The 24,963-nt window shown below is 59.0% G+C and carries 23 protein-coding genes and 1 tRNA gene; 22 read left to right on the top strand and 2 right to left on the bottom strand.

Annotated elements, in window-relative coordinates; all coding sequences use genetic code 11:
* Positions 1–59 precede the first annotated feature (59 nt).
* The gene (locus tag Q7L05_RS06890) at positions 60–929 is read right to left on the bottom strand and encodes an NAD(+) kinase (RefSeq protein WP_303903906.1); all 870 of its coding nucleotides are present in this window, start codon (positions 927–929) and stop codon (positions 60–62) included.
* Between the two features lie 215 nt (positions 930–1,144).
* Between Q7L05_RS06890 and hrcA the strand changes: the two genes are divergently transcribed.
* From hrcA to Q7L05_RS06840, 10 genes are all read left to right on the top strand, one after another.
* A complete protein-coding gene (gene hrcA / locus Q7L05_RS06885; protein ID WP_303903912.1) occupies positions 1,145–2,185 on the top strand; it encodes a heat-inducible transcriptional repressor HrcA in 1,041 nt (346 codons plus the stop codon).
* Between the two features lie 82 nt (positions 2,186–2,267).
* A complete protein-coding gene (gene grpE / locus Q7L05_RS06880; RefSeq protein WP_303903903.1) occupies positions 2,268–2,834 on the top strand; it encodes a nucleotide exchange factor GrpE in 567 nt (188 codons plus the stop codon).
* 85 nt (positions 2,835–2,919) lie between these two features.
* Entirely contained in the window at positions 2,920–4,854 is a 1,935-nt protein-coding gene (gene dnaK / locus Q7L05_RS06875; protein WP_303903900.1) for a molecular chaperone DnaK, read from the top strand.
* A 121-nt stretch (positions 4,855–4,975) separates the two neighbouring features.
* Positions 4,976–6,118, top strand: a complete 1,143-nt coding sequence (gene dnaJ / locus Q7L05_RS06870) for a molecular chaperone DnaJ (RefSeq protein ID WP_303903897.1) — start codon at positions 4,976–4,978, stop codon at positions 6,116–6,118.
* Between the two features lie 580 nt (positions 6,119–6,698).
* Positions 6,699–7,223 carry a DsrE family protein gene (locus tag Q7L05_RS06865; protein ID WP_303903894.1) on the top strand — a complete coding sequence of 175 codons (525 nt, stop codon included), beginning with the start codon at positions 6,699–6,701 and terminating at the stop codon, positions 7,221–7,223.
* Positions 7,224–7,509: 286 nt separating this feature from the next.
* On the top strand, positions 7,510–8,316 hold the full coding sequence (gene dapB / locus Q7L05_RS06860) for a 4-hydroxy-tetrahydrodipicolinate reductase (RefSeq protein ID WP_303903891.1): 807 nt from the start codon (positions 7,510–7,512) through the stop codon (positions 8,314–8,316).
* Between the two features lie 385 nt (positions 8,317–8,701).
* Positions 8,702–9,847 (top strand): glutamine-hydrolyzing carbamoyl-phosphate synthase small subunit, encoded by a 1,146-nt coding sequence (gene carA / locus Q7L05_RS06855; protein ID WP_303903889.1) that lies wholly within the window; start codon positions 8,702–8,704, stop codon positions 9,845–9,847.
* A 95-nt stretch (positions 9,848–9,942) separates the two neighbouring features.
* Complete coding sequence (gene carB, locus Q7L05_RS06850; protein WP_303903886.1) at positions 9,943–13,161, top strand: carbamoyl-phosphate synthase large subunit; 3,219 nt, start codon at positions 9,943–9,945, stop codon at positions 13,159–13,161.
* Positions 13,161–13,637: a transcription elongation factor GreA gene (gene greA / locus Q7L05_RS06845; RefSeq protein ID WP_303903883.1), complete on the top strand. Its 477-nt coding sequence runs from the start codon at positions 13,161–13,163 to the stop codon at positions 13,635–13,637. The genes carB and greA overlap by 1 nt, the downstream gene beginning before the upstream one ends.
* Before the next feature lie 27 nt (positions 13,638–13,664).
* A complete protein-coding gene (locus Q7L05_RS06840) occupies positions 13,665–14,132 on the top strand; it encodes a DUF4149 domain-containing protein (RefSeq protein ID WP_303903880.1) in 468 nt (155 codons plus the stop codon).
* 88 nt (positions 14,133–14,220) lie between these two features.
* Here Q7L05_RS06840 and yhbY read toward each other — a convergent pair whose 3' ends face one another.
* Positions 14,221–14,514: a ribosome assembly RNA-binding protein YhbY gene (gene yhbY / locus Q7L05_RS06835; protein ID WP_303903877.1), complete on the bottom strand. Its 294-nt coding sequence runs from the start codon at positions 14,512–14,514 to the stop codon at positions 14,221–14,223.
* A gap of 466 nt (positions 14,515–14,980) precedes the next feature.
* On the opposite strand from yhbY, the gene rlmE reads away from it, so the two are divergent.
* The 12 genes from rlmE to nuoE all read left to right on the top strand — a co-directional run bounded on the left by rlmE (position 14,981) and on the right by nuoE (position 24,900).
* Positions 14,981–15,598 carry a 23S rRNA (uridine(2552)-2'-O)-methyltransferase RlmE gene (gene rlmE / locus Q7L05_RS06830; RefSeq protein ID WP_303903875.1) on the top strand — a complete coding sequence of 206 codons (618 nt, stop codon included), beginning with the start codon at positions 14,981–14,983 and terminating at the stop codon, positions 15,596–15,598.
* A 75-nt stretch (positions 15,599–15,673) separates the two neighbouring features.
* Entirely contained in the window at positions 15,674–17,596 is a 1,923-nt protein-coding gene (ftsH, locus tag Q7L05_RS06825; RefSeq protein ID WP_317623104.1) for an ATP-dependent zinc metalloprotease FtsH, read from the top strand.
* 75 nt (positions 17,597–17,671) lie between these two features.
* On the top strand, positions 17,672–18,529 hold the full coding sequence (gene folP / locus Q7L05_RS06820) for a dihydropteroate synthase (protein WP_303903872.1): 858 nt from the start codon (positions 17,672–17,674) through the stop codon (positions 18,527–18,529).
* A gap of 78 nt (positions 18,530–18,607) precedes the next feature.
* Positions 18,608–19,993, top strand: coding sequence for a phosphoglucosamine mutase (gene glmM, locus Q7L05_RS06815; protein ID WP_303903869.1), 1,386 nt, complete (start codon positions 18,608–18,610; stop codon positions 19,991–19,993).
* 35 nt (positions 19,994–20,028) lie between these two features.
* Positions 20,029–20,781, top strand: a complete 753-nt coding sequence (gene tpiA, locus Q7L05_RS06810) for a triose-phosphate isomerase (protein ID WP_303903866.1) — start codon at positions 20,029–20,031, stop codon at positions 20,779–20,781.
* A gap of 23 nt (positions 20,782–20,804) precedes the next feature.
* Positions 20,805–21,182: a preprotein translocase subunit SecG gene (secG, locus tag Q7L05_RS06805; protein WP_303903862.1), complete on the top strand. Its 378-nt coding sequence runs from the start codon at positions 20,805–20,807 to the stop codon at positions 21,180–21,182.
* An 8-nt stretch (positions 21,183–21,190) separates the two neighbouring features.
* Positions 21,191–21,275: transfer RNA gene (locus Q7L05_RS06800), tRNA-Leu, on the top strand.
* Between the two features lie 350 nt (positions 21,276–21,625).
* On the top strand, positions 21,626–21,982 hold the full coding sequence (locus Q7L05_RS06795) for an NADH-quinone oxidoreductase subunit A (RefSeq protein WP_303903860.1): 357 nt from the start codon (positions 21,626–21,628) through the stop codon (positions 21,980–21,982).
* On the top strand, positions 21,973–22,449 hold the full coding sequence (locus tag Q7L05_RS06790; protein ID WP_303903857.1) for a NuoB/complex I 20 kDa subunit family protein: 477 nt from the start codon (positions 21,973–21,975) through the stop codon (positions 22,447–22,449). The genes Q7L05_RS06795 and Q7L05_RS06790 overlap by 10 nt, the downstream gene beginning before the upstream one ends.
* Positions 22,450–22,464: 15 nt before the next feature.
* Positions 22,465–23,157, top strand: a complete 693-nt coding sequence (locus tag Q7L05_RS06785) for an NADH-quinone oxidoreductase subunit C (protein WP_303903854.1) — start codon at positions 22,465–22,467, stop codon at positions 23,155–23,157.
* On the top strand, positions 23,150–24,403 hold the full coding sequence (locus Q7L05_RS06780) for an NADH-quinone oxidoreductase subunit D (RefSeq protein ID WP_303903851.1): 1,254 nt from the start codon (positions 23,150–23,152) through the stop codon (positions 24,401–24,403). The genes Q7L05_RS06785 and Q7L05_RS06780 overlap by 8 nt, the downstream gene beginning before the upstream one ends.
* A complete protein-coding gene (nuoE, locus tag Q7L05_RS06775) occupies positions 24,403–24,900 on the top strand; it encodes an NADH-quinone oxidoreductase subunit NuoE (protein ID WP_303903848.1) in 498 nt (165 codons plus the stop codon). The genes Q7L05_RS06780 and nuoE overlap by 1 nt, the downstream gene beginning before the upstream one ends.
* Positions 24,901–24,963 lie beyond the last annotated feature (63 nt).

The following is a 24,963-nucleotide window of genomic DNA, read 5'->3' as shown; positions in this document are numbered from 1 at the left end:
CCACTAGCCACTAGCCACTAGCCACTAGCCACTAGCCACTAGCCACTAGCCACTGCAGCTCATCCCCAACCCAGCTTGGCGCGGAGGATATGGAAGTAGTCATGATCCAGGGGGTGGATCAGCCGTGCTTCGTGTGACTTTTTCTTGATTCGCACCCGGTCCCCGGAGACCAGGCCCAGATTGATCTGTCCATCGCAGGTTACCTGTGCATGGGACTGACCGGCCCCGCCTACCACGATCTCGATCTCGCTTTCGCCGTGAACAACGATCGGTCGATGACTCAGGGTGTGAGGGCAGATCGGGACCAGGATGACGGCATCAAGGCTGGGCTGCAGGATGGGGCCACCCCCTGATAGCGCATAGGCGGTGGAGCCGGTCGGGGTGGACACGATAAGGCCGTCGGAACGTACGGTGTTGAGAAAACGCCCGTCCACGTAGGTCTCCACCTCGATCATCCGCGCCACGTCCCATTTGTGCACCACGACGTCGTTGAGCGCCTCGCTTTCGGAGAGCTCTTCACCGTCACGGATGATGGAGGTGTGGAGCAGGAAGCGTCTGTCCTCCTGGTACTCGCCCTTGAGGATGGAATCCAGTTTATCCTGCATTTGATCCGGAGAAATGTCGGCCAGGAACCCCAGACGACCCAGATTGATACCCAGCAGGGCGATCCGGTAACTGGCGAGCGAACGGGCGGCATTCAGAAGGGTTCCGTCACCGCCGACCACGATCGCCAGGTCGCAGTGCTCGCCGATGTGCGGCCGGCTGGCGGTGCTCATGTCATGGTCCGGCCACACTTCGGCGGTGGCCTCATCCAGCAGCACGTCGACATCGTGGCCCTGCAGATAATCCCGTAAGCCCCGGAGTGTCGCACCGACCGAAGCGTCCGCGTATTTTCCAATCAGCCCGATACTTGTGAACTCTTCCGCCATTGCTCCCTCCAAAAACTGCCGGAAACTTAACACGTTACCGGGAGTCCGCCAACCAGGGTACTGTTTCACGCTTTGCAGGCTGTTGAAAAGGTGTTTGTCCCTTCTCCCTTTTCCGCATGGCCCACTAGCGACAGCGTTAGCAGCCGACCCCCGGGAGTGCTAAAATCGCTGCTCCGACGTGTGGATCGGACGTAACTGAGAGACGAGTGAGCAACATGGCCGGTTACGAATTGACCGAACGTGCCCAATATCTCTTCAAGGCCTTGGTGGAGCGCCATATCCGTGATGGCCAGCCGGTTGGCTCACGCACCCTGGCGCGGGACAGCAAGCTGAACCTGAGTCCGGCGACGATCCGTAACGTCATGGCCGACCTTGAGGAGGCGCGATTGATCCGGTCGCCGCACACGTCGGCAGGTCGGGTACCAACGGCGCAGGGCTACCGGTTTTTTGTCGACACTCTGCTGACGATAAAACCACTGGATGAGGAGGAGCTTCGTGGCCTGGAGGCGCAGTTCGAGAGTGGAGAGGACCCCGGCCGGCTGCTCTCCTCGGCCTCATCCCTGCTTTCGGACGTCACTTCGCTGGCGGGTGTGGTCATGCTTCCCCGCCGCGAACAGGTGGCATTGCGGCAGATCGAGTTTTTGCCGCTCTCCGCTTCCCGTGTGCTGGTTATTCTGGTGGTCAATGAGCGGGAGGTGCAGAACCGCATCATTCATACCACGCGGCGTTATTCCGGCTCGGAACTGACCCGGGCGGCGAATTTCATCAACGAGCATTTCGCCGGCCGCACTTTACGCGAGGTGCGCAATCGGCTCATCCAGCAGATGCAGGCCGATCGCGAGGATATGGACCGGCTGATGCGTTCTGCGCTGGAGATGGCTCAACAGGCCTTTTCCGAAGATGACGATGAGGATGATTACCTCATGGCTGGCGAGACCAATCTCATGTCGTATGCGGAGATGTCCGATATGAAGCGTCTGCGCCGGTTGTTCGAGGCGTTCGGCACCAAACGGGACATCCTCCATCTCCTGGACCAGTCCCTTGCCGCCGATGGCCTGCAAATCTTCATCGGCAATGAAGCGGGCCATGAGGCGCTGGACGTCTGCAGTATCGTTACTTCCCCCTACAAGGTGGAAGACCGGGTAGTAGGCGTGTTAGGGGTGATCGGCCCCACCCGTATGGCCTATGGCCGTGTTATCCCGATCGTCGACATTACTGCCCGATTGCTCGGCGCGGCCTTGAATCCCGACAAGTAGCCCCCTATATCTCAGGGAATTCAGGCGCCGTAGCGGCGTCGGGGATTCCTTTTTATTTTGTGAGAGGAAGCGGAGTCTGTACATGAACGAAGAGACCAAGTCTCCGGACAACGAAAGCGAAGAGCCACAGGCCCCGGAGTCGGCCGAAGCCACCGGGACCGAAGCGGGGCAGGAAGCGGGCCATGAGGATCTCCAGCTTCAGCTGGAGGATGCCCGTAACAAGGCGGATGAGCATTGGAGCCAGTGCTTGCGCCTGCAGGCCGAGCTGGAAAATACCCGCCGTCGTGCGGAGCGCGATGTGGAAGGCGCCCACAAGTTCGCGCTGGAGAAGTTCGCCGCCGAGCTGCTGCCGGTCAAGGACAGCCTGGAGATGGGTCTGTCCGCCGCCACTGGCGATGACGAGACGGTGGCCAGGCTGCGCGAGGGTACCGAACTGACGCTGAAGATGTTCAGCGATGCACTGCAGAAGTTCGGTATCCGGGAAATCAATCCGGTCGGCGAGCCGTTTAACCCGGAATACCACCAGGCCATGACCATGCAGGAGAGTGCGGAACATCCGGAAAACACCGTCGTGGCGGTGATGCAGAAGGGCTACACACTCAACGAACGGCTGCTGCGACCTGCCATGGTGATCGTCTCCAAGGGTTGAAACCGCGGCTATTGACCTTATGTAATGCGGTAGAAATTTCCGAGTCCGCAGCAGGCGGGCCCAAACAGAATCGGAGTAGGAGATTATGGGAAAAATTATCGGTATCGATCTCGGCACCACCAATTCCTGTGTGGCGGTGATGGAGGGCGGCAAGGCCCGGGTTATCGAAAACAGCGAAGGCGATCGCACTACACCCTCTATTGTCGCGTTCAGCAAGGATGACGACGAGGTACTGGTGGGTCAGTCGGCCAAGCGTCAGGCCGTCACCAACCCGGAGAATACCCTGTTTGCCATCAAGCGACTGATTGGCCGCCGTTTCGAGGAGGATACGGTCCAGAAAGACATTGATCTGGTGGCCTACAAGATCGTCAAGGCGGATAACGGTGACGCCTGGGTGGAGGCCAAGGGCCAGAAGATGGCGGCCCCGGAGGTTTCGGCCAAGGTCCTGCAGAAGATGAAGAAAACCGCCGAGGACTATCTCGGCGAGGAAGTGACCGAGGCGGTAATTACCGTCCCGGCCTACTTCAATGATTCCCAGCGCCAGGCGACCAAGGACGCAGGCCGAATTGCGGGGCTGGAGGTCAAGCGCATCATCAACGAGCCCACGGCAGCAGCGTTGGCCTACGGCATGGACAAGAAGCATGGTGACCGCAAGATTGCCGTCTATGACCTGGGCGGCGGCACCTTTGACATCTCCATCATCGAGATTGCGGAGATCGAAGGCGAGCACCAGTTCGAGGTTCTCTCCACCAATGGTGACACCTTCCTGGGTGGTGAGGATTTCGACAAGCGGCTGCTCGATTATCTGGCAGACGAGTTCAAGAAGGACCAGGGCATCGATCTGCGTAGCGATCCCCTGGCCATGCAGCGGCTGAAAGAGGCCGCGGAGAAGGCCAAGATCGAGCTCTCCTCCACACAGCAAACCGATGTCAACCTGCCCTATATAACGGCGGATGCCAGCGGTCCGAAGCATCTGAACGTCAAGGTGACGCGGGCGAAGCTGGAAGGGCTGGTAGACGACCTGGTGGCTCGCACCATCGAGCCGTGCAAGGTCGCCCTGTCCGATGCCGGACTCTCCGCATCGGAGATCGACGATGTCATCCTGGTTGGCGGTCAGACCCGCATGCCCAAGGTGCAGGAAGCGGTCAAGAACTTTTTCGGCAAGGAGCCGCGCAAGGATGTCAACCCGGACGAGGCCGTTGCCGTGGGTGCGGCGATTCAGGGTGGTGTGCTGGCTGGCGACGTCAAGGACGTGCTGCTGCTGGACGTGACGCCGCTGTCTCTCGGTATCGAGACTCTGGGCGGCATCATGACCAAGCTCATCGACCGCAACACCACGATTCCGACCAAGGCCACCCAGGTCTTCTCCACGGCCGAGGACAACCAGACGGCGGTTACCGTGCATGTCCTGCAGGGGGAGCGCGAACGTGCGGTGGACAACAAGTCCCTGGGCCGTTTCGACCTGACCGATATCCCGCCCGCGCCACGCGGGGTGCCGCAGGTCGAGGTCACCTTCGATATCGACGCCAATGGCATTCTGCACGTCTCCGCCAAGGACAAGGGCACCGGCAAGGAGCAGAAGATCGTTATCAAGGCCTCGTCCGGCCTGTCCGATGAAGAGGTCGACAAGATGGTCAAGGACGCCGAAGCTCATAAGGCCGACGACCAGAAATTCCATGATTTGGTGACGGCGCGTAATCAGGCGGACAGCATGATTAACGCCACCCGCAAGTCCATGCACGAGCTGGGCGACAAGCTGGAGGCGGACGAAAAGGAGAAGATCGAGGCCGCCATTACCGAGCTTGAGGAGGCCATGAAGGGGGATGACAAGGATGCCATCGAGTCCAAGACCCAGGCCCTGGCCGAGGCCTCCGGTAAAATGGCTGAGCGTCTCTATGCCGAAAAGGGTGAGGCCGGCGCCGCGGGTGAAGGTGGCGAGCAAGCGGCCGGTGGCGAACCGAAGGGCGGTGATGATGTGGTCGACGCCGAATTCGAGGAAGTCGACGACAATAAGAAGTAGACTGCAGCCCCAAAGGCTGCTAGCCGACCCCTCCAACTCATACCACGGGGGGCACGGGGAGCATGGGGAATTTTAACCCCGTGCTCTCCGTGCTCCCCGTGGTTTTGAACGATTCAGGATTATGGCAAAACGCGACTATTACGAAGTGCTCGGCATTCAGCGCAATGCCACGGAGGCCGAAATCAAAAAGGCCTTCAAACGCATGGCGATGAAGTTCCATCCGGACCGGAATCCGGATGATGCCGAGGCGGAAAACAAGTTCAAGGAGTCCAGAGAGGCCTACGACGTTCTGGCCGACGCACAGAAGCGCGCCGCCTACGATCAGTTTGGCCATGCCGGTCTCGAGGGCGGCATGGGTGGTGGTCCCGGCGGAGCGGGTGGTTTTGGTGGCGGGGCCAACTTCTCCGATATCTTCGGGGATGTCTTTGGCGACATCTTCGGGGGCGGAGCCCGCGGCGGTAGCCGCGCCTTCCGGGGTGCCGATCTGCGTTACAACCTGGAACTCTCTCTGGAGGATGCGGTTCAGGGCACGTCCGTCAAGATCCGTATCCCCACCCTGGTGGAATGCGAAGTGTGCGAAGGCTCCGGGGCCCGCAAGGGAAGCAGCCCGACCACCTGTCCCACCTGCCAGGGGCATGGCCAGGTGCGCATGCAGCAGGGCTTTTTCTCTATCCAGCAGGCTTGCCCACGCTGTCACGGCAGCGGCCAGATTATCACCGACCCTTGTCCCTCCTGCCACGGCCAGGGCCGGGTAGAGCAGCAGAAAACCCTTTCCGTCAAGGTGCCGCCGGGAGTGGATACGGGCGATCGGATCCGTTTGGGCGGCGAGGGTGAACCGGGTGAAAACGGGGGTCCTCCGGGCGATCTCTACGTTCAGATCAGCGTTAAACCGCACTCGATCTTCCGGCGCGATGGTGCAGATCTCTCTTGCGAGGTTCCGATAGCGTTTACGACTGCGGCTCTGGGTGGTGAACTGGATGTCCCGACCCTGAACGGACGGGTCAAGCTGAAGGTGCCGCCGGAGACCCAGACCGGCAAGCAGTTCCGTTTGCGGGGCAAGGGCGTCAAATCAGTTCGTGGCGGCCATGTCGGTGACCTGCTGTGCCGGGTGGTGGTGGAAACTCCCGTGAATCTCACCGAGGAGCAGAAGGAGCTTCTCTACGCGTTCGACGAGAGCATGCGTGAAGGTGACAGCAAGCATAGCCCGAAGCACCATTCCTGGCTGGACGGGGTCCGAAAATTCTTTGAGGAAATGAAGTTTTAGCGGTCTGGTCCGACAGGTGGCGGCTGGTCAATAAAAAGGCCCGGGCAATGCCCGGGCCTTTCACCACTCCCTGGCTCCTTCCGTGGGCCTTTTTCGTTCTCCTGTTGGGCTCGCTTCTTCCTTCCCTGGGATCACATCCGTGGCACTGCCCCTCCCTGCGTCGCAATCCCTCGCGTTCTTTCGTCCTTGTGCCGGTTCCTGGCAGGATTCAACGTCCACCGTACCGCCTTGTACCTTGTCTCGGGGCCCTCCTGTCCCGTCTCCTCCCTGGAACTTCCTCTTCCTTGTGGGTGAGCATTGTCTTCCTGACTCCTTGAAAAGTCTGTCGGACAAACCTGAAAGTCTTGTAGGGAATTACTTACACGTTAGGGAGCGGCAGGGGCGGCGGCGAGGTGGCGGATGTAATGGATAGGGCCCGCCTATATAATAAACGGAAATTCTCAGGGGGGATTTGTCTTGAACCCGCATCGTTCCGTAGCGAAGTTGATTCGCAAAACGACGCGGTCAGAGTAGGTATGTTGTAGACTCTTTGGCCGAAACGGCAAACCGGATGAAGAGTCCAGGTGTGAAGGAGAATGGGATGAGTCAGAAAGAGAGTATTCGTCCGGGACGGAAACTCGATCGTGCAAGACGGCGCCTGCTTACGGCAGCTGTGGCAGCGGGGGCCGGCCTCGGGCTCTTTGGCCGGCAGGCGAGTGCTCAGGAGACGGATAGCATCGATGACCTGCACTTTCCGGGCGACGAGCCTGAGCACAAGCTGCTTTTTCAGCTGAACAAGGCCGATCCCGGCTATCAGGAACACGTGTTGTTTTCGGTGGGGGCCGTTCTTCGCAAGTATGGGGACAACGTGAAAATCGTCGTGGTGGCCTTTGCTGAGGGGATCCACGTTCTCGCCAGGGAACCCCTACGGCCGGTGAGTGAGGAGATCCAGTCGCGAGTCTCCAGCCTTGCCCAGTATGGCGTCGAATTCCACGCCTGTGGCAATACGCTCAAGTCCCTCAACTGGGATGAAAGCGACGTGGTGGACTTTGCGCAGGTGGTGGAGGTTGGCGCCGCTGATATGATGGAACTTCAGGAGCAGGGGTATTCCTACATCAGTTGGTGAATCCCAGTTCCAGAAGTCTGTCCGAGAATAGACTGACCTACTCGGCTCTGGCATCCTGCTTCGCTCTAACTCCTCCATCCATGGAGTCGTGCGGCCAAGCCTGATTGGCCAGGTTTCCCGCTCATTTTTGATTTACCTCAAATGACCGAAAAATCTGACTCAATCAGTCTTGCTCTCGTGACGCCCGCTATTCTCAAACAGGCTCCACTGAGAACACGGAGTGGAGAGCGGACGCTCGCCCTGTTCTCTGTGTGCATAACTGTCAGAACAAGAAGGTAGATCGTTGATGATTCGCATTGGGGTAACCGGCGCCGGCGGGCGTATGGGCAAGACGCTGGTCGAAGCTGTTCAGCAGACCGACGGCGTTGAATTGAGTGCCGCTATCGAACGGGCGGGTAGCTCCCTGGTGGGTACGGATGCCGGCGAGCTGGCCGGGGTCGGCAAGCTGGGCGTTACCGTCGTGGATGATCTTGCCAGTGTGGTCGGCGAGATTGATGTCGTGATCGATTTTACGCTTCCCGAACCGACCGAAAGGCATCTGGCGATCTGCAGGCAGGCGGGAATCCGCATCGTGATCGGCACTACCGGTCTCGATGACTCGAATAAACGGGCAGTCGCCGACGCCGGCAGGGATATTGGCGTGGTCTTCGCTCCCAACATGAGCGTGGGGGTAAACCTCTCCCTCAAGCTGCTGGAGATGGCTGCTCGGGTCCTGGGGGATGATGTCGATATCGAGGTCATCGAGGCGCATCACCGCCATAAGGTGGATGCACCCTCCGGCACCGCGCTACGCATGGGTGAGGTGATTGCCGACACGCTGGGGAGAGATCTGAAGGAGTGCGCTGTCTATGGCCGTGAAGGACGTACGGGGGAACGCGACCGCAAGACCATCGGCTTTGAAACCATTCGTGCCGGGGATATCGTCGGTGAGCACACCGTGATGTTTGCGGGCCCGGGGGAGCGCATTGAGATCACCCACAAAGCCTCCAGTCGCATGACCTTCGCCAAGGGGGCTGTACGCGCCGCAAAGTGGATTATGGAGGCGGATAACGGCGTATTCGACATGCAGGATGTGCTCGGTCTGAAGGCATAGGAGCTAGTGGTCCCGGTATCGATTAGCCACAGTGCTAACAGAGGCCACAGGGCCGAAGAATTCCGTGGGGCTCTGTGAGCTCTATGGCCTAACCAATTATCCAGTCTGTTTATTCCCTGGCTGGCCTCCCGGGGTAAACGCATACTCACAAGCTTGGTGCTTGGCGAGCCACGACCTGATATCAAGCACTTGCATCACTCGTTTCAAAGTAGGCGGTTGCCCTGATGGCCTCCTGCGGTCATGGACAGATTTACGGCCGATGCAGTACAATCGCGTCCCACCTGAACAACGGCTAAAAGCGTTGTCTAATCACCGAGCTTTCTAAGCGGGAAGGGTCGACTCGGCCCCTCCCGCTTCGCATGTCTAAACATTGGAGGTCATCACCTTGCGGCAACCGGCGCTGCTGGCTCTTGAAGACGGCACCCTCTTCTGGGGCGAGTCCATCGGTATTGAGGGGCAGACCGTCGGTGAGGTGGTCTTCAATACCGCGATGACGGGGTATCAGGAGATCCTCACCGATCCTTCTTACTACAAACAGATCGTTACCCTGACCTATCCGCACATTGGCAATACTGGCACCAATGCCGAAGACGAGGAGTCGGGCCATGTCTTCACCAGTGGCCTGGTCATTCGCGATCTGCCACTGCTTATGAGCAACTGGCGCAGCGAGCTACCGCTTGACCAGTATCTGCGCAAGAACAAGGTGGTGGGTATCGCCGACATCGATACCCGCAGGCTGACACGTATCCTGCGTGAGAAAGGCGCCCAGAACGGCTGTATCATGGCCGGCGAACATATCGATGCGAATACTGCCCTGGCGGCGGCGCGTGGTTTTCCGGGGCTGAAGGGGATGGACCTTGCCAAAGAGGTGTCCACCCATCAGCCCTACGAATGGGCACAGGCGAGCTGGAGTCTCGAACGCGGATTGCCGGGTCATCCCGATGCGCCGATTGAAGAGGCGCTGCCCTATCACGTGGTCACCTGGGATTATGGCATCAAGCGCAACATCCTCCGCATGCTGGTGGATCGTGGTTGCCGTATTACGGTCGTTCCGGCCGAGACCCCGGTTGAGAAGGTGATGGAACTAAAGCCTGATGGCGTATTCCTCTCCAATGGACCGGGCGACCCGGAACCGTGCGACTACGCGATTCGGGCCATTCAGAAGGTTCTGGATGCCGGGATTCCCACCTACGGCATCTGTCTCGGCCACCAATTGCTGGCCCTGGCCAGCGGGGCGAAGACCGAAAAGATGAAGTTTGGGCATCACGGCGCCAACCATCCGGTGCAGGACCTGGAGACCAGACAGGTGATGATCACCAGTCAGAATCACGGCTTCTCCGTGGATGAAGCTAGTCTTCCGGCCAACCTGAAGGCTACCCATCGTTCGCTGTTCGACGGTTCCCTCCAGGGTATTCACCGCACCGACTGTCCGGCGTTCAGTTTTCAGGGTCATCCGGAGGCGAGCCCCGGCCCGCGTGATGTGGCGCCCCTTTTCGATCACTTCATCGATTTGATGAAGGGAGCAAAATAGTGATTAAACCACGGAGAACACGGGGGCCACGGGGAAAATCCCTTCCCCGTAAATCCCCGTGTTCCCCGTGATCCCCGTGGTGAATTGATAGAACTATGCCCAAACGCACTGACTTAAACAGCATTCTGATCATCGGCGCCGGTCCTATCGTGATTGGACAGGCGTGTGAGTTCGACTATTCCGGGGCCCAGGCCTGCAAGGCGCTGCGGGAGGAGGGTTACCGGGTGATTCTGGTCAACTCCAATCCGGCCACGATAATGACCGACCCGGAGATGGCCGATGCCACCTACATCGAGCCGATCACCTGGCAGACGGTGGCGGAAATCATCAAGAAGGAGCGTCCCGATGCGCTACTCCCCACCATGGGTGGGCAGACTGCGCTCAACTGTGCCCTCGACCTCGCCCGTGAAGGCGTGCTGGAACAGTACGGCGTAGCGATGATTGGCGCGACCCGCGAGGCTATCGACAAGGCGGAGGATCGTGACCAGTTCCGCCAGGCGATGCGCAGGATCGGGCTGGATATGCCCAAGTCGGCCGTGGCGCACTCCATGGAAGAGGCGGTCCAGGTCCAGGTGCAGATCGGCTTTCCGGCCATTATCCGGCCTTCGTTTACCATGGGTGGCTCCGGGGGCGGTATCGCCTATAACAAGGAGGAGTTCGTCGAGATCTGCGAACGCGGTCTGGACCTGTCGCCCACCAAGGAACTCCTGATCGAGGAGTCCATCCTCGGCTGGAAAGAGTACGAGATGGAGGTGGTGCGGGATCATAAGGACAACTGCATCATCATCTGTTCCATCGAGAATTTCGATCCGATGGGCGTACACACCGGTGATTCCATCACCGTGGCGCCGGCGCAGACGCTGACCGACAAGGAGTATCAGATCATGCGCGACGCCTCTCTAGCGGTCCTGCGGGAGATCGGCGTCGATACCGGCGGCTCCAACGTCCAGTTCTCCGTCAACCCGGATGACGGACGGCTGATTATCATCGAGATGAACCCGCGTGTCTCCCGCTCCTCGGCGCTGGCCTCCAAGGCCACCGGCTTCCCGATCGCCAAGGTGGCGGCGAAACTGGCGGTCGGTTACACACTGGATGAATTGCAGAACGAGATTACCGGGGGGGATACTCCGGCCTCGTTCGAGCCCGCCATCGATTACGTGGTCACCAAGATCCCGCGCTTCACCTTCGAGAAATTTCCGAAGGCGGATAACACGCTTACGACCCAGATGAAGTCGGTGGGCGAGGTGATGGCCATCGGACGTACCTTCCAGGAGTCGCTGCAAAAGGCGATGCGTGGCCTGGAGACCGGTTCCGATGGATTCGAAGCCGTCTTCGACGCCTCTGACGAGAATGTGGCCGATGACCTGCGCATGGCCCTGAGAAAGCCGACTGCCTTGCGGTTGTGGTATGTCGGGGACGCGTTCCGTGCCGGTTTCGCGCTGGAAGAGGTCCATGAGCTTTCGCGAATCGATCCCTGGTTCCTCGTCCAGATTCGGGAGCTGATCGCCCTGGAAAAAAGTGTCCATGAGTGCGGAACCTCCGGGCTGGATCGGGATTTCCTCTTCCGTCTGAAGCGTAAGGGCTTCTCTGACCGGCGTCTGGCCTATCTGCTCGGTATTCGTGAAGGCGAAATGCGCAAAATTCGCCGCGAATTCGATGTGCGCCCCGTCTACAAGCGGGTCGATACCTGCGCTGCGGAGTTCGGCACTGCCACTGCCTATATGTACTCCACCTACGAGGAGGAGTGCGAGGCGCAGCCGTCAGAGCGCAATAAGATTATGGTGCTTGGCGGCGGCCCCAACCGTATCGGGCAGGGAATCGAGTTCGATTACTGCTGTGTCCACGCTGCCTTTGCCATGAAGGAAGACGGCTACGAGACCATCATGGTCAACTGCAATCCGGAGACCGTCTCCACCGACTACGATACCTCCGACCGACTCTATTTTGAGCCGCTGACGCTGGAGGATGTGCTTGAGGTCATCGACCTCGAAAAGCCCAAGGGCGTCATCGTCCAGTATGGTGGACAGACCCCGTTGAAGCTGGCGCGTGATCTGGAAGCCGCCGGGGCGCCGATCATCGGCACCACACCGGATTCCATCGATTTGGCCGAGGATCGCGAGCGGTTCCAGAAGATGATCGACAAGCTCGATCTGCGCCAACCGCCCAACCGGACGGCGCGCGCTGCCGAGGACGCGGTACGGCTTGCCGAAGAGATCGGCTATCCGCTGGTGGTGCGGCCCTCGTACGTGCTGGGGGGGCGGGCGATGGAGATCGTCTACAATGAGGCGGAGTTGCGCAGTTATATGCGTGACGCAGTGAAGGTCTCCAACGAGTCCCCCGTGCTGCTGGACCGTTTCCTCGATGATGCCGTCGAAGTCGACGTGGACGCCGTCTGTGATGGCGAAAACGTGGTGATCGGCGGCATCATGGAACATATTGAGCAGGCGGGGGTTCACTCGGGTGATTCGGCCTGTTCACTGCCGCCTTACAACCTGTCGGCCGAGGTCCAGGATGAACTGCGGGTACAGACGGCAGCCATGGCCAGGGAGTTGAAGGTCATTGGGTTGATGAATACCCAGTTCGCAATCAAGGATAATGAGGTCTACGTTCTGGAGGTGAACCCGCGCGCTTCACGCACGGTTCCCTTTGTGTCGAAAGCCTCCGGTCGGCCCCTGGCCAAGATTGCCGCGCGCTGCATGGTGGGACAGAGTCTTCCGAGTCAGGGTATCGTCGAGGAGATCATCCCCGGTTATTACTCCGTGAAGGAAGCGGTGTTTCCGTTTATCAAGTTCCCGGGCGTCGACCCGATCCTGGGCCCGGAGATGAAGTCCACGGGCGAGGTGATGGGGGTAGGCCGCAGCTTTGGTGAGGCCTACGCCAAATCCCAGTGCGCCGCGGGTATTGTCCTGCCACGCACCGGCCGGGTCTTCATCAGTGTGCGTGATGTTGACAAACGTGGCACGGTACCCATTGCCCGGGATCTGATCGGGCTCGGCTTCGAACTGGTCGCCACCGGTGGCACCGCCCAATACCTTCGGGAAGCCGGGATCGAGTGCGAGCGGGTCTACAAGGTGACGGAGGATCGCCCGCACATTGTGGATATGATCAAAAACGACGAGATCAGCTTCATCGTCAACACCACAGAAGGCAAGCAGGCCATCGCAGATTCCTACCTGATCCGGCGTGAGGCTTTGCAACACAAGGTGACCTATACGACCACTCTGGCAGGGGCCGCGGCAACCTGCGTTGCGATGAAACAGCGAAACAGCACTGAAGTGACCCGGCTTCAGGATTTGCATAGGGAGTTGAAGTAATGGAAAGCACACCCATGACGCTGCGTGGCGCTGAAAAGCTGCGCGATGAATTGCATCAGCTGAAGAGCGTGGAACGTCCACGGGTCATTCAGGCCATCGCGGAAGCCCGGGAACACGGAGACCTGAAGGAGAATGCCGAGTACCACGCCGCCCGCGAGCAGCAGGGATTTATCGAGGGGCGTATCGCCGAAATCGAGGGCAAGCTGGGCAGCGCTCAGATCATCGATGTTAAAAAACTGAATGCCAATGGCAAGGTGGTATTCGGGGCAACCGTGGACCTGGTAGAGGTCGAGTCCGGCGACGAAGTCACTTATCAGATTGTCGGTGAGGACGAGGCCGACATCAAAGCGGGACGTGTATCGATCGGCTCACCCATTGCGCGCGCGCTGATTGGCAGAGAGATTGACGACGTGGCTGTCGTCAGGGCTCCCGGTGGCGAACGCGAATATGAAATCGTCGATATCCGTTACGAATAAACAGACAGCTCCCGCCCAAACTTCCTGATGAGACGCCTGCGCAGACCGCTGGAACGCCTGTTGCTGACCGTCTGGGTCGGCTCTCTCTGGGCGGTAGGTTACCTGGCAGTGCCGGTCTTCTTTGCCAATCTGGACACCGGGACTGCCGGTATGCTGGCAGGGAAACTGTTTACGCTGGTCAGCTATATCGGCCTTGTATGCGGCGCGGTGCTGATTCTCCTGCGGGGGAGTGGCTACGGCTCGAGAGTGGCGGACTGGAAGCTCGGAGTTCTGGTGGTCATGCTCGTGTTGGTCATCATCGGTGAGATGATCGTGCAGCCGATGATGGCGGACCTCAAGGCCCCGGGTCTGGTCGAGGGCAGTCGGCAGGCCGCGGAATTTGGTCGCCTGCACGGCATTGCCTCGATTCTTTATCTGCTTGAGAGTCTCGGTGGAGGGGTGCTGGTTGCCTCCGGGCTGGAGCCGGCAGGCCCCCATAAGGCCGCCAATCAGTGATCAACTCCAATCACATAACCAGGGGGCTCACGGGGGCTGGATGAGGTGGAGAACCCGGTTTGCTTGCCCCCTTGCTTTCCATGTCTGATTACTTCGGTAGCGTGATCTGCGGTTTCTCGGCCTGGCGGTAGAGAACCGCCACATGGCCGATACGCTGCACGAGTTCCGCCCCGGTATTACCGGTGATGGCATCGATCATCGCCTGTCGCTCCTCGTGGTCAGCGGCATTGATTCGGACCTTGATGAGTTCGTGACGGGTCAGAGCAACATCGACTTCCGCCAACAATGCTTCACTAACCCCGGCCGCACCGGTCAGCACCACCGGTTTTTTCGAGTGGGCCAGTGTTCTCAGGTACTTTTTCTGTTTTTCATTCAGGGACATGTTTGGCACCACTGGGAAGACGGAGAACCCGAGATTGGTATAGGTATAATCCACCAATTCCGAGGCCGCGCCAGTTTACGCGTGTTATACCGACGACTCCAGTCTCCCGGCCGTGTAACCAGGGCAACCGCCTACTTTGAAGCGAGCGGTGTCAGTCCTTGATAGCAGGTCGTCGGCAGCACGCCGCCAGGGATGGCGGTGTTAGACAATGCAGGAGCACACTTGTCGAGGGATGCTGCCGTCGAGCGTACACGGATGAAAGATGATTGCTCCTGCATCATCTTCACTTCCTACATCCCTGTAGGTGGTATTCACAGCGTACCTGCTATCAAGGACTTGGCTCGCTCGCCGGCATCAAAAATGGGAGTATGCGTTTACCCTGGCCGTGTAACGTGGGAGCGGCGGTAGCCGCGATACGGCCGTCCAATGAATTCTCAGCGCTCTGTGGTTTGAAAAGCAAAAAGCTATGGCAAGAAGCAAAAGCAGTAGAAATTGGTTGAATGAACATTTTGAGGATGAGTTTGTCAAACGTTCCCGGGCAGAAGGGTATCGTTCGCGGGCGGTCTACAAGCTGACGGAGATCGATGAGAAGGATCACCTCCTGAAACCGGGCATGACCGTGGTCGATCTCGGAGCGGCGCCCGGGGGCTGGTCGCAAGTGGCGGCCGACCGGGTCGGACACCGCGGGATGGTCGTCGCGCTTGACGTCCTGCCGATGGACCCTTTGCCTGGAGTCGAGGTGCTGCAGGGCGATTTTCGGGAGCAGGAGGTGCTCGATCATCTGCTCTCGGTCCTCGATAGGCCCGCGGACCTTGTTTTGTCCGATATGTCGCCCAACATTAGTGGTATGAAAACGGTTGATCAGCCGAAAGCCATGTATCTCGCGGAGTTGACGCTGGAACTGGCACGTCGAACCCTTTCCAAAGGGGGAAGCATGGTCGTCAAGGTTTTCCAGGGGGAAGGCTTCGATGTCTTTCTCAAAGAGGTGCGTGACTCGTTTCAACGCGTTGCCATTCGCAAGCCGAAGGCATCGCGACCCCGTTCCCGGGAGGTGTACATTGTGGCGAGGAACTATCATGTGTAGTAACGTACCTAACCCTCGTCGGGCGGGTTTTTTACCGCACCGATTCGTGAGATTTTGGATACAAAGAGGCGAGCTTTGAACGATATTGCCAAGAACGTCATCCTCTGGGTGGTTATTGCCATCATCCTGATGTCGGTCTTTAATAACTTCGGACCGCAACGCGCACCCAGCCAGGAGCTTTCATACTCGCAGTTTCTCTCCGACGTGAAAGCGGGTCGGGTAAAGCACGTCGAGATCGAGGGTGAGACCGTCCGTGGGCTTACGCAGTCGGGCGAGAGCTTCCAGACCTATGCACCGGAAGACCCGGGGCTGATTGCCGATTTGCTCAATAATGGCGTGGCGGTCGAGGCCAAGCCGCCCGAGAGTCAGTCGCTGCTGACCCAGATCTTCATCTCCTGGTTCCCGATGCTGCTGTTAATCGGTGTGTGGATATTCTTCATGCGCCAGATGCAGGGCGGGGGCGGAGGCCGTGGCGCCATGTCGTTCGGCAAGAGCAAGGCCCGGCTGCTCGGTGAAGATCAGGTCAAGGTGACCTTCAGTGATGTGGCCGGTGTCGAGGAGGCCAAGGATGACGTCTCCGAACTGGTGGAGTTCCTGCGCGATCCGGGTAAATTCCAGAAGCTCGGCGGCAAGATCCCCCGCGGCGTGCTGATGGTGGGCCCGCCCGGCACCGGTAAGACACTGCTCGCCAAGGCCATTGCCGGCGAGGCAAAGGTACCGTTCTTTACCATCTCCGGCTCCGATTTCGTGGAGATGTTCGTGGGTGTGGGCGCTTCCCGTGTGCGCGATATGTTCGAGCAGGCGAAAAAGCATGCGCCCTGCATCATCTTTATCGACGAGATCGATGCGGTGGGCCGTCATCGCGGCGCCGGCCTGGGCGGCGGACATGATGAGCGCGAGCAGACGCTGAACCAGTTACTGGTGGAGATGGACGGTTTCGAGGGCAACGAGGGCGTTATCGTCATCGCTGCCACCAACCGACCCGATGTACTCGATCCGGCGCTGCTGCGTCCCGGCCGCTTCGACCGCCAGGTGGTAGTGCCGCTGCCGGACCTTCGCGGTCGCGAACAGATCCTCAAGGTGCATATGCGCAAGGTGCCGCTGGGTGATGACGTCAATGCCTCCATCATCGGCCGCGGCACGCCCGGGTTCTCCGGGGCGGACCTGGCCAACCTGGTCAATGAAGCGGCCCTGTTTGCAGCTCGTGGCAATAGCACGACCGTGAAGATGGATGACTTCGAACGCGCCAAGGACAAAATCATGATGGGCGCCGAGCGCAAGTCCATGGTGATGAACGAGGATGAGAAGAAGCTTACCGCCTACCACGAGGCGGGGCATGCCATCGTCGGTCTTTCCGTGCCGGATCACGATCCGGTGCACAAGGTGACCATCATCCCACGTGGTCGTGCGCTCGGTGTGACGCTCTTCCTTCCGGAGGAGGATCGCTACAGTTACTCCAAGCAGCGGCTGCAGAGCCAGATATCGAGTCTGTTTGGCGGACGGCTGGCCGAGGAGTTGGTCTTCGGTCCCGAGCGGGTGACCACCGGTGCCTCGAATGACATTCAACGTGCCACCGAGTTGGCCCGTAATATGGTGACCAAGTGGGGACTGTCGGACAAGCTGGGGCCGCTCACCTACGGTGAAGACGAGGGCGAGGTGTTCCTTGGGCACCAGGTCACGCAGCACAAGAACGTGTCGGATGAGACTGCTCATATCATTGATGAGGAAGTTCGGTCTCTCATCGGGACAAACTACGAACGGGCCCGGACGATCCTTATTGATCATGCCGACAAGCTGCAAATCATGGCCGATGCCCTGATCAAGTATGAAACCATCGACTCGAAGCAGATCAAGGACATCATGGAGGGCCGTCCCCCGAGGCCTCCGGAGGACTGGGATGGTGAAGAGCCGGGCACCGGTCCGGGAAGTCCCGTTGCCGCCGACAAGGACGACAAGGCCAGTGGAAGCCAGGTGGGGGATCCTGCCGGCCAGCACTGAATCGTTGCCCGCAGTCGAAAAAAAACGCCCCCCAATTCAGCGGGGCGTTTTCTTTTTTTGGGTATACTGAAAGCCATGGAATACACCCAACCGATTACGACGATGCACCTGGATTGTGCGGGAAAACCGCTCGACCTCTCCTTTCCCCGGGCAATGGGGATCCTCAACGTCACTCCCGATTCCTTTTCCGACGGCGGGCTATGGCGCGACTCCGACTCGGCCGTGGCGCAGGGGCGGCGTATGGCAGCAGCCGGAGCTGCCGTTATCGATGTGGGTGGGGAGTCCACCCGTCCCGGCTCCGAACCGGTGTCGGTGCAAGAGGAACTGGAACGGGTGATTCCCGTCATTGAACGGCTCTCTGCCGAGTTGCCGATACCCATCTCCATCGACACCAGCAAGCCGGAGGTCATGCGGGAAGCCGTCAGGGCCGGTGCCGGAATGATCAACGATGTTTTGGCCCTGCGGCGGGAGCACGCACTGGCGACTGCCGCCGAACTGAATGTGCCGGTTTGCCTCATGCACATGCAAGGTGAACCGCGAACCATGCAGGCCACGCCCCAGTATCGGGATGTGGTGGGGGATGTGTTCGGCTTTCTGGCCGATCGGATCGCTGACTGTGAAGCTGGAGGGATCTCGAGGGAGCGGATCGTCGTCGACCCCGGATTCGGCTTTGGCAAGACCCTGCCCCATAACCTGGAGCTGTTACGGAATTTGCCTCGACTGCTTGAATTGGGGACGCCTGTAATGGTCGGTCTGTCACGAAAATCCATGATTGGTGCCGTTCTCGAGAATGCCCCGGTGGAACGGCGTCTGCATGGCAGCATCGCGGCTGCCTCCCTGTCCGCATGGCTCGGGGCGCGGTTGCTCCGTGTTCACGATGTGGAACCGACCGTCGATGCCTTGCGCGTGGTGACAGCAGCTGCCGGGGTGTGAACTGGATACCGCCGGAAACAGGTGCTTTCCGCTAGGCTTTTCGGCACGAACAATAACAGTGATTAAAGGGAGAGTTACGTGGGGCGCAAGTATTTTGGCACCGATGGTATTCGCGGGCGGGTCGGGGAATTTCCGATTACGCCGGAATTCGTTCTCAAGCTGGGATGGGCCGCCGGTCAGGTGTTGTCGAACGGCGACAAGGGCAAGGTCCTGATCGGCAAGGACACCCGCATTTCCGGCTACATGTTCGAGTCGGCCCTGGAAGCGGGCCTATCCTCAGCCGGTCTCGATATTCTTTTGTTGGGACCCATGCCTACTCCGGCGGTCGCGTATCTGACGCGGACTCTGCGGGCCAGTGCCGGCATCGTCATCAGCGCTTCGCATAATCCGTTTCAGGATAATGGGATCAAATTCTTTTCCACCGAAGGCACCAAATTGCCGGACGAGGTGGAAATGGCGATCGAGGAGCGAATGGAGCAGCCCATGTCCACGGTGGGGTCGTCCGCGCTGGGCAAGGCGGTCCGGGTGGATGATGCCCCCGGCCGTTATATCGAGTTCTGCAAAAGCACCTTTCCCCGCCACCTCAGTCTCAAGGGGCTGCATCTCATCGTCGATTGCTCGAATGGAGCTACCTACCATGTTGCGCCAAGCGTATTTCGGGAACTCGGTGCCACAGTGGAGACGATTGGTGCCGATCCCGACGGACTCAATATCAACGTCGAGTGCGGTTCGACCGAACCTGAACAGCTCAGTCTGGCAGTGATTGAGCGCGGGGCGGACGCAGGCATTGCCCTTGACGGTGACGGTGACCGGGTCATTATGGTCGACCACAACGGCGATGTGGTCGATGGTGACGAACTGCTGTTCATCATCGCCCGCGAGCAGCATCGCCGGGAACCGGTCGTTGGTGTGGTCGGGACCCTGATGAGCAATCTCGGCATGGAGCGCGCACTCAAGGCCGTCAATATCGATTTTCAGCGCGTCCAGGTGGGCGACCGTTATGTCCTGGAACGCCTCCGGCAAAACGGCTGGCTGTATGGCGGGGAATCCTCCGGGCATCTGCTTTGTCTGAACCACTCCACTACCGGAGACGGCATCATTTCCGCCCTACAGGTTCTGGCCGCCATGGTGGAATCGGAGCGGTCGCTTGATGAACTCAAGGGGGGCATGACAAAATACCCGCAAGTCATGATTAATGTACGCACCACACCCGGTTTTGACCTGGATGACTGCACTGCAGTACAGGATTCTGTTCGTGCCGCTGAGGCGGAGCTGAATGGCACCGGTCGCGTACTCCTTCGTCCTTCGGGGACCGAACCGCTGGTGCGGGTGATGGTGGAGGGGGAAGAACTTGAGCTGGTGGAGTGTGTCGCCCGCGGGTTGGCCGATTCAGTGGAGGCCGTGATCGCCTTGTCCCGTAATCCGGATACGCGCCCGATTGATTTATCCGGTTCTAACAGGTAAGCTTCGCGCCTGTTTTCGAAGGCAGGGGAGAAACGATGCGTCGAGCGCTGATAGCTGGTAATTGGAAGATGAACGGCTCCAGGGAATTGAACCGAAACCTGCTTGACGGCATCAAAACCGGCATTGGCGAGGTCACGGGAAGCGACGTAGCGGTATGTCCACCTTTCGTCTATATCCCCGAAGTGGCCGAGCAGCTGGCCGGCACCCTGGTGAAGTGGGGCGCGCAGAATATCAGCCACGAATCTGCGGGCGCCTTCACCGGCGAAATCGCCGCTGCAATGGTAAAGGAATTCGGTTGTACCTACGTGATTATCGGCCACTCCGAACGTCGGACCCTCTATGGCGAAACCGACGAGGATGTAGCAAAGAAATTCGTTGCAGCGCGCGCCGCGGGTCTGGCGCCGATTGTTTGTGTTGGCGAAACCCTCGAAGAGCGTGAGCAGAACATTACCGAAGATGTCGTCGGACACCAGTTGGATGCCGTGATTGCCGCTGAAGGCGTGGCTGCACTGGCGGATGCGGTGATTGCTTACGAGCCCGTCTGGGCCATCGGTACGGGCAAAACCGCCACGCCGGAACAGGCGCAAGCGGTACACGCATTTATTCGGCAGCGAGTGGCGGCTCAAGACGCCAAAATAGCCGAAGGTCTGCAGATCCTCTACGGCGGAAGCATGAAGCCTGAAAACGCCGCCGAATTGATGGCAAAGCCGGATATCGACGGTGGACTGATTGGTGGGGCCTCTCTGAAGGCCGATCAATTCCTGGCCATTGCCAAGGCCGCTAACTGAACCGGTCAACGAAATAGATTGTAATGGAAAGCGTACTGCTCATCGTTCATCTCGTCGCCGCCGCGGTCCTTATCGCACTGGTGCTTTTGCAGCAGGGGAAAGGGGCCGATATGGGCGCCGCCTTCGGGGCAGGCGCATCGGCGACCGTATTCGGTTCCCAGGGTTCGGCCTCATTCCTGACTCGAGGCACGGCCACACTGGCGACCGTTTTTTTCCTGACCAGCCTTTCCCTGGCGTATTTTTCCGGGCAAAATGTATCGCGCAAAAGCGTGACCGAGCTGCCGGCGGCGGTGGAACAGACGCAGGAGGCGCCAGCTCCCACGGACATCCCAGCGGCTCCAGGCGGCGCAAAGGGCAGCGAGGCACCGACAGTGCCGCGGGACACTCCCAAGCCCGAATAAAACTTTTCGCCGAAGTGGTGGAATTGGTAGACACGCCATCTTGAGGGGGTGGTGGGGCAACCCGTGCCGGTTCGAGTCCGGCCTTCGGCACCAATTTTGATCAGAGAAGCAAGTGACGATAACAATTAAAGTCACGATATTGGCGGATCACCGGTCCGCAATGTCCTTCACCCGGGGCATTGGTATAAAAAATCACAAAAACTCGCTGGACGACAGAACCGTATTCGATGGCAGGGTACGGGAAATTCGTAGTGCAGGCCGTCAAAGCCGTTGCGCGGCACAAGTCTCTCGGTCCTGTGTATTCAACCCCATGAATCGCTAAGGTTTTTGGTAGTTGCCCGGCTTGACCGTCCTCGGCGGCCCGCCTACACTGACAGCCTTTCCGAATCGTTATCGGTCGATTGGCGGGCGCGGGTCCGGGCCGCCAGGGATGAGGTTGTCGCATGCTTGAAAATTATTTGCCCATCCTGATCTTCATCGTCGTGGGTGTCATCGTCGGCGGTGCAATGATGGCATTCGGGTTTATTTTGGGTCCCCACCGGCCCGATACGGCAAAACTCTCACCTTATGAATGTGGCTTCGAGGCTTTTGAAGATTCGCGCATGAAATTCGATGTGCGCTTCTACCTGGTCGCCATCCTCTTCATCATTTTCGATCTCGAAATCGCTTTTCTCTTTCCCTGGGCTATTGTCCTGAAGGATATCGGCCTATTTGGCTTTTCGGCCATGATGCTGTTCCTGGGCATTCTCGTGATTGGCTTCATCTATGAATGGAAAAAGGGGGCCCTGCAGTGGGAGTAGAAGGCATTCTCGACAGGGGCTTCGTCACCACCTCGGCTGACAAACTGATCAACTGGGCAAGGACCGGCTCCATGTGGCCCATGACCTTCGGGTTGGCGTGTTGCGCGGTGGAAATGATGCATGCCGGTGCGGCCCGGTACGATCTCGATCGCTTCGGGATCCTGTTTCGGCCCAGCCCCCGTCAGTCGGATGTGATGATTGTGGCCGGTACATTGTGCAACAAAATGGCACCGGCTCTGCGTAAGGTGTACGACCAGATGGCCGAGCCGCGCTGGGTGATTTCGATGGGCTCCTGCGCCAATGGCGGCGGTTACTATCACTACTCTTATTCTGTGGTTCGCGGCTGTGATCGAATTGTGCCGGTGGACATCTATGTGCCGGGCTGCCCGCCTACCGCCGAGGCCCTGCTTTACGGTATCTTGCAACTACAGAACAAGATCCGGCGGACCAATACCATTGCCCGCTAAACTCCCGGAGTTTACATGTTCGACTACTACCAGCAGCTAGCCAAACGTGTCGAAGAGCGCTTCGGCAGTGAAGGCGTGAAGACGCGCGTCGTCGGCAGCGAGTTGACGGTCGAGGTTTCTTCGGAACATCTTTTGAATGTTTGCGAAGTGCTCCGCGGTGAGCCGCAATTCGGATTCGAGCAGCTCATGGATCTCTGCGGTGTGGACTATTCCACCTATGGGCACGGGAGTCTCGATACCCGGGAGTATCATTTGGCCTCACCGGCCGACGAACAGCGCAATCGGGGTCGCTGGGAAGGGCCTCGTTTCGCAGTCGTTTATCATCTGCTGTCGATCACCAACAACCACCGGCTTCGCCTGCGGGTGTTTGCTTCCGATGATGCAATGCCGATAGTACCTTCGGTTGTTGAATTATGGAGTTCGGCTGACTGGTACGAACGTGAGGCGTTCGACCTGTTTGGTATCGTTTTTGACGGCCACCTCGATCTGCGCCGGATTTTGACCGATTACGGTTTTATCGGCCATCCATTCCGCAAGGACTTCCCGCTGTCGGGAAATGTGGAAATGCGATACGACCCGGAAAGGAAGCGGGTTGTCTATGAGCCCGTCAGTATCGAGCCGAGAAATCTCGTACCGCACATCATTCGGGAAGACCATCGTTTTGCCGAGCCCGAGCCCGAGACCAAAGGGGAGAGTTCCGGTGCCTGAAATCCGTAACTACACGATGAATTTCGGGCCACAGCACCCCGCAGCACACGGGGTGTTGCGTCTGGTCCTCGAACTGGACGGGGAGGTCGTGGAGCGCGCGGATCCCCATATCGGTCTACTGCACCGGGCAACCGAAAAGCTGGCCGAAAACAAGCACTACCTGCAGTCGCTTCCCTATATGGATCGGCTCGATTACGTCTCTATGATGTGTAATGAGCACGCCTACTGCATGGCGATTGAGAAGCTTGCCGGGATCGAGGTGCCGATTCGGGGACAGTACATCCGGGTGATGTTCGATGAGATCACCCGCATTTTGAATCACCTGCTGTGGCTCGGCTCCCACGCGCTGGATGTGGGGGCGATGACCATGTTCCTCTACTGTTTTCGCGAACGCGAGGACCTGATGGACTGCTATGAAGCGGTCTCGGGTGCGCGTCTGCACGCGGCCTACTACAGGCCCGGAGGCGTCTATCGCGACCTGCCCGATTCGATGCCGCAGTACGAGGTATCCAAGTGGCACGGCGACAAGGAGATCGAAGCCCTCAATCATCCCCGGCAGGGATCGCTGCTCGACTTCATCGAGGACTTTACCAACCGTTTTCCGAAACTGGTGGACGAGTATGAAACTCTGCTGACAGAGAACCGGATATGGAAGCAGCGTACCGTCGACATCGGAATCGTCTCGCCGGAACGAGCCCTGCAGCTGGGTTTTAGTGGTCCGATGTTGCGAGGCTCGGGCATCGAGTGGGACCTTCGCAAGAAGCAGCCCTATGATGTCTACGACCAGCTCGACTTCGATATTCCCATCGGGACCAATGGCGACTGCTACGACCGCTATCTGGTGCGCATGGAGGAGTTCCGCCAGAGCAACCGCATCATCAAGCAGTGCGTGGACTGGCTGCGTAGGAATCCAGGGCCGGTGATGGCGGATGACCACAAGGTCACGCCGCCATCACGCACCGAGATGAAGGGCAATATGGAGGCGTTGATTCACCACTTCAAACTCTTCTCCGAAGGGATCACCCTACCGAAGGGGGAGGCCTATGCCGCGGTGGAACACCCCAAGGGTGAGTTCGGGATCTATCTGGTCTCCGATGGCGCCAACCGCCCTTACCGACTCAAGATCCGCGCTCCGGGCTTTGCCCATCTCTCCGCATTCAACGAAATGACACGCGGCCACATGATTGCCGACGTGGTGGCGGTGATCGGAACCCAAGACATCGTTTTCGGGGAGATCGATCGCTGATGGCGCAACCGGGAAACATCGAGTTACTGACACCGGATACCCGAGCCGAGATCGACGACTGGATCGCGAAGTACCCGTCCGATCAGCAACAGTCGGCGGTCATGGCGGCCCTGCGTATTGCGCAGGAGCAAAATGAAGGCTATCTGACGGACGCCCTTATCGGGGCCATAGCGGCTTACCTGGATATGCCGACAGTTGCAGTCTATGAAGTGGCGACCTTCTATTCGATGTATGAGCTCAATCCGGTCGGTCGTCACAAGCTGTCTATCTGTACCAACATCTCCTGCATGCTGCGCGGTTCGGATGAGGTAGTGGAACATCTGGAAAAGCGTTTGGGGATCAAGCTCGGCGAGAGCACGGCCGATGGCAAATTCACCCTCAAAGAGGTGGAGTGCCTTGGGGCCTGCGTGAATGCACCGATGCTACAGTTGGGCCGGGAGTATATCGAAAACCTGACCCCTGAGACGCTGGATCGTCTGTTGGACACCCTTGAATGAATGTGACTTGCTGGTTACCCGTCGCCTGTCGCGAGTGGTCCGCTGCCCCCAAGTGGGCGGATA

The sequence above is a fragment of the Thiohalomonas denitrificans genome (assembly GCF_016841685.1).
GTDB classification, from domain to species: domain Bacteria; phylum Pseudomonadota; class Gammaproteobacteria; order Thiohalomonadales; family Thiohalomonadaceae; genus Thiohalomonas; species Thiohalomonas denitrificans_A.
This window is presented reverse-complemented; position numbering and strand designations above follow the sequence as displayed.